Source organism: Streptomyces sp. DSM 110735, assembly GCF_016482685.1.
Taxonomy (GTDB): Bacteria; Actinomycetota; Actinomycetes; order Streptomycetales; family Streptomycetaceae; genus Streptomyces.
The window spans coordinates 24929-41098 of sequence record NZ_JACYHF010000012.1; the positions used below are offsets into that span (position 1 = coordinate 24929).

The following is a 16170-nucleotide window of genomic DNA, read 5'->3' on the forward strand; positions in this document are numbered from 1 at the left end:
CAGGCGTTGAACAGCCCCGCCGGACCGCGCCACGCTGATTCCCGGCGGCTCGCCCCCGGTCGGGGGAGGGGGCGAGCCCATCGGCCACAGCGCCAGCGGGAGCCGTGACTCCCGTGCGAACGGCGTTACTTGCTCACCGTGAAGTGCAGCGCGTCCTTGAGGAACGGGATCACCAGCAGGGGGTTCGGCTGGACCATCAGGGCCAGCAGGGTGATCACGACGCCGAGGATGCCGTAGGTCACGATGTCCGTGAACCGCGAGCGGACCGCCAGCATGCCGACGGAGGGCAGCAGCCAGCGCAGCACCGCGCCGGTGAGCAGCGCGACACCGATCAGCAGGGTGCCCGCGCGGACCAGGTCGAACGCGGTCAGCAGCAGACCGAGCCCGACCAGGGACAGCACGACCAGCATGGGCCACTGCCGCGCGGGCGCCGGGGCGTCACCGGGAGCGGCCCGGCCACCGCCCTCGGGGCGCGCGGTGTCCTTGGTGAACAGCGGGAAGCGGCGCTTGCGGACCTCGCCCGCGGGAGTGTCCTGCGTCTCCACCGTCCCGGCCTCCTCGCCGCTCTCCGCGCGGGTCTCCGCGTCCTCGCGCACGTCGTCAGCCGGCACTGCGCTCCGCCGCCTCGACCACGTTGACCAGCAACTGGGCACGGGTCATCGGACCCACGCCACCGGGGTTCGGGGAGATCCACGCGGCGACCTCGGCCACGTCCGGGTGGACGTCGCCGACGATCTTGCCCTCGGCGTTGCGGGAGACGCCCACGTCGAGCACGGCGGCGCCGGGCTTGATGTCCTCGGCGCGGATCAGGTGCGGGGAGCCCGCGGCGGCGATGACGATGTCGGCGCGCTTGAGGTGCGCGGCCAGGTCACGGGTGCCGGTGTGGCACTGGGTCACCGTGGCGTTCTCGCTGCGCCGGGTGAGCAGCAGCGGCATGGAGCGCCCGATGGTCACCCCGCGCCCGACGACGACGACCTCGGCGCCCTTGGTCTCGACGCCGTAGCGGCGCAGCAGGGTGAGGACGCCGTTGGGGGTGCAGGGCAGGGGAGCGGGCTCGTTGAGGACGAGGCGGCCGAGGTTGGTCGGGTGGAGACCGTCGGCGTCCTTCTCCGGGTCCATCAGTTCCAGGATGCGGTTCTCGTCGATGCCCTTGGGCAGCGGGAGCTGGACGATGTAACCGGTGCAGGCCGGGTCCTCGTTCAGCTCGCGGACGACCGCCTCGATCTCCTCCTGGGTGGCGGTGGCGGGCAGTTCACGCTGGATGGAGGCGATGCCGACCTGGGCGCAGTCGCGGTGCTTGCCCGCGACGTACTTCTGGCTGCCGGGGTCCTCCCCGACGAGGACGGTGCCGAGGCCGGGCGTGATCCCCTTCTCCTTCAGCGCCGCCACGCGGGCGGTCAGATCGGACTTGATCGCGGCTGCGGTGGCCTTGCCATCGAGAATCTGGGCGGTCATACCCCCATCCTCGCGGATGACGGGCCCCCGGTTCCAATCCGGGTGGGCCCTCGCGGAGTGGCGTCCCGCACGTCCCGCACCTCCCGGGATGTCCGCCGATGATCACTGATGATCGTTGATGTTGCACTTGCACAACACATCGCGAATGCGGGTGGACAAGATCTTGCCGCTCCACAACGATGAATGGCGCACAAGCCGCGGTCCGGTGGGGGGCTAACCGCTCATAACGTGTCATACCTCCGTGCCTTCCGCGTCGTCCCCGCAAGGTCAACGGAGGAAAACCAGCCATGAGTTTCGGCTCGCCCAACAATCCGTACGGTCAGCCCCAGGACCCCCAGCAGGGCTACGGCCAGCCGCAGCAGCCCGGTTACCCCCAGGCACCGCAGGGCGTGCCGCCGCAGTACGGCTACCCGCAGGGCGGCGGCGTCCCGCCCCAGGGCTACGGCTACCCGCAGCAGCCCGGCGTCGGCTACCCGGGCGGTCCCGGTCCCCGTCTGGCCTCGATGGGCCGCCGCTTCGGCGCCCGCGCGATCGACGTCGTGATCATCTCGGTCATCTACATCATCTTCGCGTCCATCGGCATCGCGGGCGCCGTCAGCTCGGCCCAGGACTGCGACCCCAACGCCGGTTCGGCTGCCTATGACGCCTGCGTGCAGAGCGCCAGCCAGGGCATCGTGAGCAAGATCATCCCCATCGCGCTCCTGTTCGGTCTCGCGACCCTGCTCTACGAGTGGCTGATGATCGGTCTGGTCGGCGCGACCCTGGGCAAGCTGGCCGTCGGCATCCGCGTCCTGCGCGCCGACACGGGTCAGAAGCCGGGGCTGCTGAAGTCCTTCCTGCGCTGGATCATCCCGACCGCCGCGGGCTACGTGAGCTGCGGCATCGGCCAGCTCCTCGTCTACCTGTCCCCCTTCTGGGACAACTCCGGACGCCAGCAGGGCTGGCACGACAAGGTCGCGGGCACCGTGGTCGCGCACAAGGACTGAGCGCGCGGTTCACGGACGAGGGCCGTGTCCCACCCGGGTCGGGTGGGACACGGCCCTCGGCTGTATGTCCGCTCAGCTCAGCGCGATGAGCGCGCTCGGTGCGCTCAGTGGAAGAAGTGGCGCGTCCCCGTGAAGTACATCGTCACGCCCGCCGCCTTCGCCGCCTCCACGACCTGCTCGTCGCGGATCGAGCCGCCGGGCTGCACGATCGCGCGGACCCCGGCGCCGATCAGGATCTCGGGTCCGTCGGGGAAGGGGAAGAACGCGTCGGAGGCGGCGAAGGCGCCCCGCGCCCGCTCCTCGCCCGCCCGCTCGACCGCCAGCTTGCAGGAGTCGACGCGGTTGACCTGGCCCATGCCGACGCCGACCGAGGCGCCGTCCCTGGCGAGCAGGATCGCGTTGGACTTCACCGCGCGGCACGCCCGCCAGGCGAAGGCCAGCTCCGCCAGCTCCTCGGCGGAGAGCGCCTCACCGCTGGCCAGGGTCCAGTTCGCCGGGTCGTCGCCGTCGGCCTGGAGCCGGTCGGTCTCCTGGACCAGGACACCGCCGTCGATCGGCTTGACCTCGACGCGGGAGGCGGGCGCGTGCGGCGCCTTCAGGACGCGGATGTTCTTCTTCCGCGTCAGCGCCTCAAGCGCGCCCTCCTCGTAGTCCGGCGCCACGATGACCTCGGTGAAGATCTCCGCGACCTGCTCGGCCAGCTCCTTGCTGACCGGCCGGTTCACCGCGATGACCCCGCCGAACGCGGACAGCGGGTCGCAGGCGTGCGCCTTGCGGTGCGCCTCGGCCACGTCCGCGCCGATCGCGATGCCGCACGGGTTGGCGTGCTTGATGATCGCGACGCACGGCTCGTCGTGGTCGTACGCGGCACGGCGCGCGGCGTCCGTGTCCGTGTAGTTGTTGTACGACATCTCCTTGCCGTGCAACTGCTCGGCCTGGGCGAGCCCCTCGGCGCCCTGCTCGACGTACAGCGCGGCGGGCTGGTGCGGGTTCTCGCCGTAGCGCAGGGTGTGCGCGCGGTCCCAGGTGGCGCCGAGGAAGTCGGGGAACGGGGAGTCGTCCACCGGGGCGTACGCGGTGGCGAACCAGTCGGCAACGGCCACGTCGTAGGCGGCGGTGTGCCGGAACGCCTCGGCTGCCAGGCGCTTGCGGGCGGCGAGGTCGAAGCCGCCGTCCTGCACGGCGGCGAGCACGTCGGCGTACCGCTCGGGGCTGGTCACCACGGCGACCGAGGGGTGGTTCTTGGCGGCGGCGCGGACCATGGAGGGTCCGCCGATGTCGATCTGCTCCACGCACTCGTCGGGCGAGGCGCCGGAGGCGACGGTCTCGCGGAACGGGTAGAGGTTGACGACGACGAGGTCGAACGGCGCGACGCCCAGCTCGTCCAACTGCGCGCGGTGGCTGTCCAGGCGCAGGTCGGCGAGGATGCCCGCGTGGACCTTGGGGTGCAGGGTCTTGACCCGCCCGTCCAGGCACTCGGGGAAGCCGGTCAGCTCCTCCACCTTGGTGACGGGGACGCCCGCGGCGGCGATGCGGGACGCCGTGGAACCGGTGGAGACCAGCTCCACACCGGCCTCGTGCAGCCCGCGCGCGAGGTCTTCGAGGCCGGTCTTGTCGTAGACGCTGACGAGCGCCCGGCGAAGGGGCCGCTTGGTGCTCTCGGCGGTGGCGGTCACTGGATAACTACCTTTCGTCCCTCAATGCGATGGCCGTGGCGGGCGAGCCGTCCCACGACCTCGACGAGCAGCCTTCGCTCGACGTCCTTGATGCGCTCGTGCAGAGCGCTCTCGTCGTCCTCGTCCCGGATCTCCACCACGCCCTGCGCGATGATCGGCCCGGTGTCGACGCCGTCGTCGACGAAGTGGACGGTGCAGCCGGTGACCTTGGCGCCGTACGCGAGCGCGTCGCGCACACCGTGGGCCCCGGGAAAGCTCGGCAGCAGCGCCGGGTGGGTGTTGACGAACCGCCCGCCGAACCGGGCCAGGAACTCCTTGCCGACGATCTTCATGAACCCGGCGGAGACCACGAGGTCGGGCTCGAAGGCGGCGACCGCCCCGGCGAGCGCCGCGTCCCACTCCTCACGGCTCCCGTGGTCCTTCACCCGGCACACGAAGGTGGGCAGCCCGGCGCGCTCGGCGCGGGCCAGCCCCTCGATGCCGTCGCGGTCGGCCCCGACGGCGACGATCCGGGCGCCGTACGCCTCCGCTCCGACGCGTTCGATCTCGTCCAGCAGCGCCTGGAGGTTGGTTCCGGAGCCGGAGACCAGCACGACCAGACGCTTGACCGCCGGACCGGCGGGGGTGGCGGCCACGATGGGGCCCTTTCTCGGGACGGCGGTAGGTCCGGCCGGGTCGTACGGTCGCGTTTGTACGGTCGTACGAATGCTTCGCGCCCCCGGATACGGGGAAGTCTACGAAGCGGCCGGCCGCCAGCAACGATACCGGCACTCCGGACGGCCCCCACGGGACGGGGGCGTGGCCGGAAGGTAGCGTTCGCCAGGAACCGGCTCGGGAACGCCGTGGTGGCGCGGTCCGTTCACGGGACGGAAGCTCGTGCCGGACAGTTGTCACGGACACTTGTCACAGCCTGAGCAGTTGCCTACGTCATGACCTAGGGGAAGACGCTCCTTTGATGCCCGATCGCAGCCCGCGACTCCTCACGTTCCCGCCGCGTCCGGACCTGGGAGGCGAGCGCGGCTCCGTGCTGCCCGAGCGCGGCTTCACGCTGTTGCGGGAGCGGCCCTCCACGCCGCCCCAGGCACCGACGGGCGGCGACGGCGGCCAGGGCGGCGACCAGCAGGACGACAACCCGTTCGCGCCCCCGCCCGAGGGCAGCCCCGACCAGCCGTGGCGTCCCCGGCACCCGGAGGGCTCCGACTCCGGCGAGGGCCAGGGGTCGCCGTGGGGCAAGCGTCCCGAGGGACCGGGCGGTCAGGGACACGGCTCGCCCTGGGGCAGCCAGTGGAGCGACCGGCAGCCCGGCCGCGCCCCCGGCACCTTCGGCGAGCGCCCCGGCAGCGGACCCGAGCGTCCGGGCGGCGGTCCGGACAAGAAGCGCTGGGACCTGACCGACCCGGCACAGCGCCGCGCGCGCTACGCGCTCCTGGCCGGCATGTGGGCCGTCTTCTTCGTGCTCCTGGGCTGGCCGTACGTCTCGCTGCTGCTTGGCGCCCTCTCGCTGTACTGGGGCGGCAGCTCCCTGCGCGCCAAGCCCCGTACCCCGGACCCGGACGCCCCCGCCGCCGCGCAGCCGCCCCAGCACGGGCGCCCCCAGGCGACTGCGGCGATCGGCGGCATGATCGCCGCCGCGCTCGCCCTGTGCCTGACCGCCTCGGTCTTCACCGTCCAGCTCGTCTACCGCGACTACTACACGTGCGTGGACGACGCCCTGACGAACAAGGCCAAGCAGTCCTGCGACACGCTGCTGCCGAAGGAGCTGCGCGGGGTGCTGGGGTCGGCGGGAGCCGAGCGGGGCTAGGGCCTGTCCTCGCGGGGCTCGAGCTCGGGCTTGGGCACCGGGGTCGCTCCGGTGAGGGCGTCGGACCAGTCCGGGGCGAAGGGGTCGTCCGCGTCGAGGAAGTCGTACAGCTCCTCGGCGGGAGGCTGAGGGTTCTGCTGCTCGGGTACGGCGGCTTCCTGGGTCTTGCGCGGGGCGGTTTTCCGCCGCCCGGTGAACACGCCCTTCGGCTCCGTGGTCCGGGCGGGGACCGCGCCCCGCTTCCGGGTGCCGCGCAGCCGCCAGGCTCGTACCGTCCACGTCACCGGCAGCCCCGTCACCAGGACCCACCCGCCCGCCGCGGGACCCGTCAGCCACCACACCGGACCGAAGTCCGCCAGCGCGCCGACGCCCAGCGGACCGCCCGACAGCGCGGCGAGCAGGGCCAGCGCCCCGGCGCAGAGCACAGCCGCGAGCGCGAGCACCCCGGTGGTGCGCAGCGCCGTCCACGGTGCGTCCCGGCGCCGGGTGGCTCCGCGCGCCACGAACCAGCCGGTGGTCACCCCGGCGGCGACGGGAACCGCTGCCGCCGCCCAGTTCAGCGGGGTCGCCGCGCCCGGGTCGGGGACGGCGGCGAGGAGCGGGAACGGGGGCAGGAGCGGCGCCGGGTCGGAGAGCAGCGGGTGCACCAGATGACCGGAGCCGAGGATGAACCCGGGACCGAGGGCGTAGGAGGCGGCCCACACCGCCGCGTTGGGGATCAGTGAGACCGCGAGCAGCAGGACGGTGGACCGACCGGTCCAGCCCTCGGTGAGCTGCGTGAAGGACTGCCGCGCCGCGTCCCCGTGCCACACCAGCGAGACCGCGAGCAGCAGCGCCCCGCCGCCGGTCAGCACAGCCGTACCGGCCACGGCGGCGCGCAGCGCCGTACGCAGCCGGGCCCGCGCCTGTGCCCCCGCCCACAGTCCCCGCACGGGTCCCGGCAGCGGTCCGAGCGGTCTGCCGTACGCCGACCAGACCCCGGACGCGGCGGCAGCGGCGATCAGCGGGAGACAGACCGTCACCCAGGGCCAGGAAGGACCGAGTTCGCCGCCGGAGCCGTAGAGGGCGACGGCGGTGCCGACGCCGAGGTAGCCGAGGACGACGCCGGTCCACGCGGTGCGGGCGGGGACGGGGGGCGGGGCGTCGGACGCGTCGGTGGAGTCGCGGTGACCGGTGGAGTCGGGGTGACCGGGACGGCCGGTGGCGTCGGGGGCATCGGTGGCGTCGGGGGCGTCCACCGCGTCGCGCGCTGCCCGGTGCAGCAGCCACACCGGCAGGGCGAGCAGCAGCAGCGGGGTGAGACCCACGGGCTGCGGGGCGCCGGAGAGGGTGTCGGCGCGCAGGAGTTCGGCGCCGTGGGCCAGCAGCCAGAGCGCGGCGGCGATGTGCAGCGCGCTGCCCGGACCGCTGTCGGGGTACGGCGAGCTGACCCACAGCACCATCACCAGCGCGGCACACGCGGCGAGTCCGAGCGCGGCGGCGAGCGCGCCGCCCACGAGGCTCGCGCCCAGACCGGGTGAACGGTCGCGCAACCGGGTCCGCAGGGACGACGACAGGGAGGGCGGCGGGGACGACGACGGGGGGCGATCGGTCGGCAGGATCACGCCGACATGCTCCCAACGACACGCGCTTTCCCGGCGTAACAGGCGAACCCCCGTAGTGTCGCCCAATATGTGTTTATGTGCTTTTTCACGCAGAGGGGTGAGCCGTGACGCAGACTTACGCCGGTCCGCTGCCACCACCGGACGAACGCCGACGCCTGCGCGAGCACCACGCGCTGACGCAGGCTCAGGTCGCCAGGCGACTCGGTGTCAGCCGGGCGACCGTACGCGCCTGGGAACGCGGCCGAAGCACTCCGAGCGGCCCGCGCCACGAGGCGTACGCCCGCCTGCTCACCGATCTGGCCGAACAGACGGCGAGTCAGCCATCCGCCGCGAGCCCTCCCCCGCCGAGAGCCCCCGAGCCGCCTCCCCTGACTCCCGCTCAGGCGTTCGACGCGCTCTACGCGTTCTGCGCCCCCGCCCTGGTCCGCCAGACCTACCTCCTCACCGGGCGCCGCGAACTGGCCCGCGAGGCGGTCGAGCGCGCCTTCCAGCTCGCCTGGCAGCGCTGGCCCGAGGTGGCCCGGGACCGCGACCCGGGCGGCTGGGTGCGGGCGCCGGCGTACGAGTACGCCCTCTCCCCCTGGCACCGCTTCCGCCCCCGCTACCGCACCCCCGAGCCCCCGCCCGCCGACCCGGCCGACCGCGCCCTGCTGGACGCGCTGCTGAGCCTCCCGGCGTCGTACCGGCGCACCCTCGTGCTCTACGACGGCGTCGGACTGGACCTGCCGGAGCTGGCCGCCGAGACGGAGGCCAGCACCCCGGCCGCCGCGGGCAGGCTGACCCGCGCTCGCGAGGCGGTCGCCGCGTACGTCCCGGAACTCGCCGACCCCGCCGCGCTGCACCGGCGGCTGGCCGAACTGGCTTCCACGGAACGGCTGCGCGCCGACGCCCCCACCACGGTGCGCACCGTGGGCGAGCGCCGCAACGTCTTCTGGACCCGCGCCGCCATCGCCTTCACCGTCGCCATCATCGGCGCGACGGCGCTGACCCTGCGCTCCGCCCCGACGCACTACGAGGCGCCCATCGCCCCCGCCCAGGCGGTACGCGGCGTACCCGCGGCCCCGGCCATGGGTCCGCTGTCCAAGGCGGAGCAGGACCTGCGCGCCAAGCTGCGCCGGGAGCAGACCAACGGACCGGATCGGCTGGCACCGGACCCCGGGTGAGCCGGTCCCCGAACGCCGGTGGGCCCGGTCCCCCACGAGAGGGGACCGGGCCCACCGGTATGCCGATGAACGGGCGATCGGGTGATCGGCCGATCAGGCGGAGAGGATCTCCCGCGCCAGCTTGGCGGTCTCGGTCGGGGTCTTGCCGACCTTGACGCCCGCGGCCTCCAGGGCCTCCTTCTTCGCCTGGGCGGTGCCGGACGAACCGGAGACGATGGCACCGGCGTGGCCCATGGTCTTGCCCTCGGGCGCGGTGAAGCCCGCGACGTAGCCGACGACCGGCTTGGTCACGTTGTCCTTGATGAACGCGGCAGCGCGCTCCTCGGCGTCGCCACCGATCTCACCGATCATCACGATCAGGTCGGTGTCGGGGTCGTCCTGGAACGCGGCCAGGGCGTCGATGTGCGTGGTGCCGATGATCGGGTCACCACCGATGCCGACGGCGGTCGAGAAGCCGATGTCCCGCAGCTCGTACATCATCTGGTACGTCAGCGTGCCGGACTTCGAGACCAGACCGATGCGGCCCGGCTTCGTGATGTCGCCCGGGATGATGCCGACGTTCGACTGGCCCGGGGTGATGATGCCGGGGCAGTTCGGGCCGATGATGCGGGTCTTGTTGCCCTTCTTGCCGGCGTACGCCCAGAACGACGCCGTGTCGTGCACGGCGATGCCCTCGGTGATCACGACGGCCAGCGGGATCTCGGCGTCGATCGCCTCGACGACCGCGTCCTTGGTGAACTTCTCCGGCACGAAGATGACGGAGACGTTGGCGCCGGTCTTCTCGATGGCCTCGGCGACCGTGCCGAACACGGGTACCTCGGTGCCGTCGAAGTCCACGGTCTGACCCGCCTTGCGCGGGTTCACGCCGCCCACGACCTCGGTGCCGTCACCCAGCATGAGCTTGGTGTGCTTCATGCCGGTGGCACCGGTCATGCCCTGGACGATGACCTTGCTGTCCTTGTTGAGCCAGATAGCCATGGTGTGTTGTGTCCTCGTCCTGAGTGCTTACTTTGCGGCGTGGGCCAGCTCGGCGGCCTTGTCGGCCGCGCCGTCCATGGTGTCGACGCGCTGCACCAGCGGGTGGTTGGCGTCGGTGAGGATCTTGCGGCCCAGCTCGGCGTTGTTGCCGTCGAGGCGGACGACGAGCGGCTTCTCGACCTTCTCGCCGCGGTCCTCCAGGAGCTTCAGCGCCTGGACGATGCCGTTGGCGACCTCGTCGCAGGCGGTGATGCCGCCGAAGACGTTGACGAACACGGACTTGACGTCCGGGTCGCCCAGGATGATCTCCAGGCCGTTCGCCATGACCTGGGCGGAGGCGCCGCCACCGATGTCCAGGAAGTTGGCGGGCTTCACGTCGCCGTGCTTCTCACCGGCGTACGCGACGACGTCCAGGGTGCTCATGACGAGACCCGCGCCGTTGCCGATGATGCCGACCTCGCCGTCGAGCTTGACGTAGTTCAGGCCCTTGGCCTTGGCGGCCGCCTCGAGCGGGTTGGCCGCGTCCTTGTCGTGCAGCTCTTCGTACTCGGGGTGACGGAACTCGGCGTTCTCGTCGAGCGACACCTTGCCGTCAAGCGCCAGGACCTCGCCGGAGGCGACCTTCGCCAGCGGGTTGACCTCGACGAGGAGGGCGTCCGACTTGATGAAGGTGTCCCACAGCTTGATGAGGACGTTGACGACCTTGTCCGCGACCTCGGCCGGGAACTTGGCGGCCTCGACGATCTCGCGGGCCTTGGCCTCGTCCACACCGTCGATGGCGTCGATCGCGATCTTCGCGACGGCCTCGGGGCGGGTCGCCGCGACCTCCTCGATCTCCATGCCGCCCTCGACGGAGGCGATGGAGAGGAAGGTGCGGTTCGCACGGTCGAGGAGGAAGGAGACGTAGTACTCCTCGACGATTTCCGGAGCGGTCTCGGCGATCATCACCTTGTGGACCGTGTGGCCCTTGATGTCCATGCCGAGGATGTCCGTCGCGCGGGCGACGGCCTCGTCCGGGGTGGCGGCGAGCTTGACGCCGCCGGCCTTGCCACGACCACCGACCTTCACCTGCGCCTTGACGACGGACTTGCCGCCCAGACGCTCCGTGATCTCGCGCGCCGCCTCAGGCGTGTCGATGACTTCACCGGCCAGCACCGGTACATCGTGCTTGGCGAAGAGGTCCCTCGCCTGGTACTCGAACAGGTCCACGCGCTTCCGTCCCTATCAGTGATCTCGCGGTTCGTTGGATGCGTGGGCGTGCCGCGAAGGGCAACGTGACGTCCGCTTGTCACTAGGGGGGCGCACACGGTGTCCGAGCGCGCGGCATGTCCGCCTCGCAGGTTATCGCTGCTTGCCGGGGCCCTCTAAATCGCGGGTCACACCCGAGCGGTGATACCTGTCACATGATGCCGGATGAGGTGACACGCGGTGCCGTGACCCTGCCCGGGGGCTCGGCGCAGGTGCGGGGTTGTCGCAGGTCAGGTCGGGGGTGGAGCGGGGCGGGGTGGGGCAGGGTCAGGAGGGGTGCGGGACGGGGACGGCCCGTTTCTCCAGTGCCGCCGCCATCACCTCCGGGAAGTGGTCGGGGGTGCAGGCGAAGGCGGGGATGCCGAGGGCGGCCAGGGCTGCCGCGTGCTCGCGGTCGTAGGCGGGGGTGCCTTCGTCCGAGAGCGCGAGCAGGGTCACGAACTGGACGCCGGACGCCTTCATCGCCGCGACCCGCTTCAGCATCTCGTCCCGTATCCCGCCCTCGTACAGATCGCTGATCAGCACCACGACCGTCTCGGCGGGGCGGGTGATCCGCGACTGGCAGTACGCCAGCGCCCGGTTGATGTCGGTGCCACCGCCGAGCCGAGTGCCGAAAAGCACGTCCACCGGGTCGTCCAGTTGATCGGTGAGGTCCACGACCGAGGTGTCGAAGACGACCAGGCGCGTACTGACCGACCTCATCGAGGCGAGCACCGCGCCGAACACCGACGCGTACACGACCGACGCGGCCATCGACCCGGACTGGTCGACACAGAGCACGATCTCCTTCTTCACCGACCGCGCCGCCCGCCCGTATCCGACGAGCCGCTCCGGCACCACCGTGCGGTGCTCGGGCAGATAGTGCTTGAGGTTGGCCGCGATCGTGCGGTTCCAGTCGATGTCCCGGTGGCGCGGTCTGCCGATCCGGGCGCTGCGGTCGAGCGCCCCGGTGAGGGTCGCCCGGGTACGGGACGCCAGCCGCTTCTCCAGATCCTCGACCACCTTCCGCACGACCGCCCGCGCGGTCTGCCTCGTCGTCTCCGGCATGGCCTGGTGCAGCGACAGCAGCGTGCCGACCAGGTGCACGTCCGCCTCCACCGCCTCCAGCATCTCCGGCTCCAGCAGCAGCGCGGCGAGCCCGAGCCGGTCGATGGCGTCGCGCTGCATGACCTGGACGACGGAGGAGGGGAAGTACGTGCGGATGTCCCCCAGCCAGCGCGCCACCGACGGCACCGAACCACCGAGCCCCGCCGCCCGCTCCCGCCCGCCCCCGGCGCCCTTGCCGCCCCGGTCCTGCTTTCCGTACAGCGCGGTCAGCGCCGTGTCCATCGCCGCGTCCCGCCCCGCGAGCACGCATCCGGTGCCGTCGGCCTGCTCCCCGCCGAGCACCAGCCGCCAGCGACGCAACCGCTCGGCGTCGGCGCGGGCGTCGGCGCGGGCGTCAGCGTCAGCTTCGCGAGGTGCGGTGCCTGGCGCCCTTGGTGCGCCTGTCGGCGTCGGCGCGTCTGTCGCCTTTGGTTCGTCCGTCGTCCTTGGCGTGACCGCCGTCCTTGGTGCGTCTGTCGCCTTAGGTGCGTCCGTCGTCCTTGGCATGTCCGTCGTCATCCGCCCACCCCCGCAAGCGTGTTGTCGTCCCTGGGTACGGTCCGCTCTTCCTCCAGCCCGAGCAGCAACCGCAGCACCGGCACCACGGCATCGGCGCGCCGCGGGTCCGGCTCGGCCGCGAAACCGGGCGGTGCCGTCGCGCCGGTCACGGGTCCGGCGGCGCCTTCCGGCCCGCGCCGGACCAGCTCACCGAGCGTGCGCCGCACCCCGGGTTCGTACGCGGAGAAGGTCCGCCGCAGCAACGGCAGCGCGTCCGTGAACGCCTCCGTCGACACCGAGGTCAACCACCCGTCGACCAGCCTCAGCAACCGCTCGTCGTGGACCAGCAGCAACCCGCCCCCGCCTCCCCCGGCGAACCCCTCGACCCACGCGGCCGCATCCCCGGGCGGTGGCCCCGGGGACAGCGCCAGCCCCATGAGCCGCGCCGCCTCCCCGTCCGCCAACGCCCCGCCGTCGAGCAGCAGTCGGACAGCGCGCCCCCGTATCTCACCGGGGACGGCGTCGCGGAGGGCGAGGGTACGGAGGACGCCGCGCCAGCGGTCGCGGAGACCGGCGCCTTCGCGGTTGCCGTCGCCCTGCGAGCCCTCGCCACCTGACCCCGTTTCGCCGTCCAAGCGGCACCCGCCCCACACCTCGGACAACAAGGCGACCGCCCCCTGCACCCCCTCCACGTGCCCCCGCATCTCGTGCGCCGCGTCCACGTCCAGCCCGACGCACGCCGGAGGCAGCCCGACGAAGATCCGGTCGGCCAAACCTGCCGCCACATCGGCAAGCGCGCCGGTATGGGTGCCGCGCACATCGCCGTAGCGGAGCGACCGGACCAACGCGGGAAGGGCCTGTGCAAGATGCCCCACGTCGCAGTCCAGAGCCGCCCGGTCGGCCAGCACGCGCATGACCACGGGCAGCGCGTCCGGCAGCCCGGCGAGCAGGCACTGCTCGGCCAGCGAGGTGACGTCGGCGAGAGCGCGGGCGGTAATCGCGTCCGCCTCCACCTTGGCCGTCGCGGCGCCGAGGACAGTGGTCCCCCACACGCCCGCCTCCGCCACCCTCACCGACAACTCCGGTTCCCAGCGCAGCCGCCAGGTCTCGCGGAAGGTGCCCGTGCTCCCCCGTGACGTGATGGGCTCGCCCCAGCCGACGCCGAGCAGTCGCAGCCGGTGCAGCAGCCTGCCGCGCGCGGCGTCGGTGTCCTTGCGCAGGTCCAGCTCCACCTCCCGTTCCGCCGCCTCCGGCTTGAACCGCAACCGGCGCTGCTCCCGGGCGAGGTCCCGCTGCAACGGCACCGCGGGCGCCGACTCCGGCACCTCCCCGAGTACGTCCCCGACCACCAGCCGGTCGTACACGAGGGACAGCGGCACGTCCGATCCGTCGCACATCACCGCACGCACGGCGTCGGTCGTCTCGCTCAGCCCGGGCAGCGGACGCCCACGCAGCACGGCGAGGGTGTCCGCGAGCCGGACCGCCTCGATGACATGCGCGGAGGACACCAGCCGGTCCTCCTCCCGCAGCAGCCCCGCGACCTTGGTCAGCCATCGTTCGACCGGCCGGTCCGGCGCCCGGAACAGATGGGCGTACCACCCCGGTGAGTCGATCCCCGCGCCGTAGCCGCTGAAGCGGGAGAGGCGGCGGTATGTCCAGGGCACCCAGGTCAGCTCGGTCTTCACCTTGGGCAACCCCTTCAGCAGGGCACGGTCGGCGGCGACGGTGACCCCGGTCCGCAGCGCGGGCACGTGCCACGCCCCGCACACCACCGCCACCGCGTCCCCGAACTCACGTCGCGCCGAACGCAGTTGGAGCCGCATATACGCCTCCCGCACCTGGTCCCGGGAGCGACCGCCATCCCCGTACCGCTCACGCAGCGCCCCCATCGCCTCCTCCAGCGCGGCGAACGGCGCGAAGGGATCCTCCGCTCCCCCACCCCGGTGCTCGACCACGTCCTCCCACCAGCGCTCGGGATCGTCGTACCCGGCGACGTCGGCCAGCGCGGCGAGCGGATCGAGACGCGTCCCCTCAGCAGACCCGGGACCGGCGCCCGGCTCGTCCCCGGACTCCGCCAACGTGTGCGCCGCAGGCAGATCGACGAACCGAGCCGGAACCCCCCGCTCGACCGCCCACCGGATCGCCACCCACTCCGGGCTGAACTCGGCCAGTGGCCAGAAGGCGGAGCGGCCCGGTTCGTCCACGACGTGGGCGAGCAGCGCGACCGGCGGTCGCAGGCCGGGGTCGGCGGCGAGCGGGATCAGCGGGTCGGCCTCGGGCGGTCCCTCGATCAGGACGACGGCGGGCCGGGACGCGTCCAGCGCCGCGCGGACGGCTCGCGCGGAACCGGGTCCGTGATGCCGTACCCCCAGCAGCAGCGGCCCGGACGCGAACGCCCCGCCGCTCACCGCGTTCATGGGCTCACCTCGCGGCAGGCCCGGTAGAAGTCGGTCCAGCCGTCGCGCTCGCGCACGACCGTCTCCAGGTACTCCTGCCATACGACCCGGTCGGCTGCCGGGTCGCGGACGACGGCGCCCAGGATGCCCGCGGCCACGTCCCCGGCGCGCAGTACGCCGTCGCCGAAGTGGGCGGACAGGGCGAGACCGCTGGTGACGACGGAGATCGCCTCGGCCGTGGACAGGGTGCCGCTCGGCGACTTGAGCCTGGTCCGGCCGTCGTCGGTGATGCCCGCACGCAGCTCGCGGAAGACGGTGACGACACGGCGGATCTCGTCCATGCCGTCGGGCGCGGTCGGCAGGTCCAAGGAGCGGCCGATCTGCTCGACGCGGCGCGTGACGATGTCCACCTCGGCGTCGGCGGTCTCCGGCAACGGCAGCACCACGGTGTTGAAGCGGCGGCGCAGCGCGCTGGAGAGGTCGTTCACGCCCCGGTCGCGGTCGTTGGCGGTGGCGATGAGGTTGAAGCCCCGGACGGCCTGGACCTCCTCGCCCAACTCGGGGATGGGCAGGGTCTTCTCGGAGAGGATGGTGATCAGGCTGTCCTGGACATCCGCCGGGATGCGGGTCAGCTCCTCGACCCGGGCCGTCATGCCCTCGGACATCGCGCGCATGACCGGGCTCGGCACAAGCGCCTCGCGGCTGGGTCCGTGAGCGAGCAGCCGGGCATAGTTCCAGCCGTAGCGGATCGCCTCCTCCGGGGTGCCCGCCGTGCCCTGCACCAGCAGGGTCGAGTCGCCGCTGACGGCGGCGGCCAGGTGCTCCGACACCCAGGTCTTGGCCGTGCCGGGCACGCCGAGCAGCAGCAGGGCGCGGTCGGTGGCGAGCGTGGTGACGGCGACCTCGACGATGCGACGCGGGCCCACGTACTTGGGAGTTATCACCGTGCCGTCGGGCAGCGTGCCGCCGAGCAGATAGGTGGCCACGGCCCAGGGCGACAGCTTCCAGCGGGCCGGGCGCGGTCTGTCGTCGTGGGCGGCCAGCGCGGCGAGTTCGGCCGCGAAGGCGTGCTCGGCGTGCGGTCGCAACGCCTGGGCCGCCCTTGCTCCAGCGGTCGGTTCGGTGGTCGGTTCGGCGGTCGTCCCCGTGGACACAGACATGGCTGAGGCCCCCTTCGGCTCGGCCGGTCGGCGAGCTGGTTCCACCATGCAGCACGCCACTGACAACCGCTTCGGCCTGTGGATAACTCTGCCGCGGGCCGATTGTCAGTGGCGGGACC

13 protein-coding genes are annotated in these 16170 nt (G+C 72.5%); 3 read left to right on the forward strand and 10 right to left on the reverse strand.

Going from position 1 to position 16170, the window contains the following annotated elements; all coding sequences use genetic code 11:
• Nucleotides 1-125: 125 nt before the first annotated feature.
• A complete protein-coding gene (locus IF655_RS19285; protein ID WP_199586151.1) occupies nucleotides 126-611 on the reverse strand; it encodes a DUF3017 domain-containing protein in 486 nt (161 codons plus the stop codon).
• Nucleotides 601-1455, reverse strand: coding sequence for a bifunctional methylenetetrahydrofolate dehydrogenase/methenyltetrahydrofolate cyclohydrolase (locus tag IF655_RS19290; protein ID WP_018544005.1), 855 nt, complete (start codon nucleotides 1453-1455; stop codon nucleotides 601-603). Before IF655_RS19290 ends, IF655_RS19285 begins: the two co-directional genes overlap by 11 nt.
• A gap of 287 nt (nucleotides 1456-1742) precedes the next feature.
• Here IF655_RS19290 and IF655_RS19295 point away from each other — a divergent pair, with 287 nt between their 5' ends.
• Complete coding sequence (locus IF655_RS19295; protein WP_199586152.1) at nucleotides 1743-2441, forward strand: RDD family protein; 699 nt, start codon at nucleotides 1743-1745, stop codon at nucleotides 2439-2441.
• A gap of 104 nt (nucleotides 2442-2545) precedes the next feature.
• On the opposite strand, the gene purH is transcribed toward IF655_RS19295, so the two are convergent.
• Both purH and purN read right to left on the reverse strand, forming a co-directional pair.
• Nucleotides 2546-4117 (reverse strand): bifunctional phosphoribosylaminoimidazolecarboxamide formyltransferase/IMP cyclohydrolase, encoded by a 1572-nt coding sequence (gene purH / locus IF655_RS19300; RefSeq protein ID WP_199586153.1) that lies wholly within the window; start codon nucleotides 4115-4117, stop codon nucleotides 2546-2548.
• Nucleotides 4114-4752: a phosphoribosylglycinamide formyltransferase gene (purN, locus tag IF655_RS19305; RefSeq protein ID WP_199586154.1), complete on the reverse strand. Its 639-nt coding sequence runs from the start codon at nucleotides 4750-4752 to the stop codon at nucleotides 4114-4116. The genes purH and purN overlap by 4 nt, the downstream gene beginning before the upstream one ends.
• Before the next feature lie 320 nt (nucleotides 4753-5072).
• On the opposite strand from purN, the gene IF655_RS19310 reads away from it, so the two are divergent.
• A complete protein-coding gene (locus IF655_RS19310; RefSeq protein ID WP_199586155.1) occupies nucleotides 5073-5918 on the forward strand; it encodes a hypothetical protein in 846 nt (281 codons plus the stop codon).
• Here IF655_RS19310 and IF655_RS19315 read toward each other — a convergent pair.
• On the reverse strand, nucleotides 5915-7522 hold the full coding sequence (locus IF655_RS19315) for a DUF6350 family protein (protein WP_307814972.1): 1608 nt from the start codon (nucleotides 7520-7522) through the stop codon (nucleotides 5915-5917). The two genes, IF655_RS19310 and IF655_RS19315, sit on opposite strands and share 4 nt — an antisense overlap.
• Before the next feature lie 104 nt (nucleotides 7523-7626).
• Between IF655_RS19315 and IF655_RS19320 the strand changes: the two genes are divergently transcribed.
• Nucleotides 7627-8685 carry a helix-turn-helix domain-containing protein gene (locus tag IF655_RS19320; RefSeq protein ID WP_199586156.1) on the forward strand — a complete coding sequence of 353 codons (1059 nt, stop codon included), beginning with the start codon at nucleotides 7627-7629 and terminating at the stop codon, nucleotides 8683-8685.
• 93 nt (nucleotides 8686-8778) lie between these two features.
• Here IF655_RS19320 and sucD read toward each other — a convergent pair whose 3' ends face one another.
• The 5 genes from sucD to IF655_RS19345 all read right to left on the reverse strand — a co-directional run bounded on the left by sucD (nucleotide 8779) and on the right by IF655_RS19345 (nucleotide 16051).
• Complete coding sequence (gene sucD, locus IF655_RS19325; RefSeq protein ID WP_199586157.1) at nucleotides 8779-9663, reverse strand: succinate--CoA ligase subunit alpha; 885 nt, start codon at nucleotides 9661-9663, stop codon at nucleotides 8779-8781.
• Between the two features lie 27 nt (nucleotides 9664-9690).
• Complete coding sequence (gene sucC / locus IF655_RS19330; RefSeq protein WP_199586158.1) at nucleotides 9691-10872, reverse strand: ADP-forming succinate--CoA ligase subunit beta; 1182 nt, start codon at nucleotides 10870-10872, stop codon at nucleotides 9691-9693.
• Nucleotides 10873-11178: 306 nt separating this feature from the next.
• Entirely contained in the window at nucleotides 11179-12516 is a 1338-nt protein-coding gene (locus IF655_RS19335) for a VWA domain-containing protein (RefSeq protein WP_374100307.1), read from the reverse strand.
• Entirely contained in the window at nucleotides 12513-14912 is a 2400-nt protein-coding gene (locus IF655_RS19340) for a DUF5682 family protein (protein WP_199586160.1), read from the reverse strand. Before IF655_RS19340 ends, IF655_RS19335 begins: the two co-directional genes overlap by 4 nt.
• Nucleotides 14909-16051: an AAA family ATPase gene (locus IF655_RS19345; protein WP_242488821.1), complete on the reverse strand. Its 1143-nt coding sequence runs from the start codon at nucleotides 16049-16051 to the stop codon at nucleotides 14909-14911. Before IF655_RS19345 ends, IF655_RS19340 begins: the two co-directional genes overlap by 4 nt.
• Between the last annotated feature and the right edge of the window lie 119 nt (nucleotides 16052-16170).

What these genes read in the sequence shown, in the direction of transcription:
- IF655_RS19290 (WP_018544005.1), bottom strand. Translation starts at nt 1,455, where the DNA reads ATGACCGCCCAGATTCTCGATGGCAAGGCCACCGCAGCCGCGATCAAG.
- IF655_RS19295 (WP_199586152.1), top strand. Translation starts at nt 1,743, where the DNA reads ATGAGTTTCGGCTCGCCCAACAATCCGTACGGTCAGCCCCAGGACCCC.
- IF655_RS19310 (WP_199586155.1), top strand. Translation starts at nt 5,073, where the DNA reads ATGCCCGATCGCAGCCCGCGACTCCTCACGTTCCCGCCGCGTCCGGAC.
- sucD (WP_199586157.1), bottom strand. Translation starts at nt 9,663, where the DNA reads ATGGCTATCTGGCTCAACAAGGACAGCAAGGTCATCGTCCAGGGCATG.
- IF655_RS19335 (WP_374100307.1), bottom strand. Translation starts at nt 12,516, where the DNA reads ATGACGACGGACATGCCAAGGACGACGGACGCACCTAAGGCGACAGAC.
- IF655_RS19340 (WP_199586160.1), bottom strand. Translation starts at nt 14,912, where the DNA reads ATGAACGCGGTGAGCGGCGGGGCGTTCGCGTCCGGGCCGCTGCTGCTG.
- IF655_RS19345 (WP_242488821.1), bottom strand. Translation starts at nt 16,051, where the DNA reads ATGTCTGTGTCCACGGGGACGACCGCCGAACCGACCACCGAACCGACC.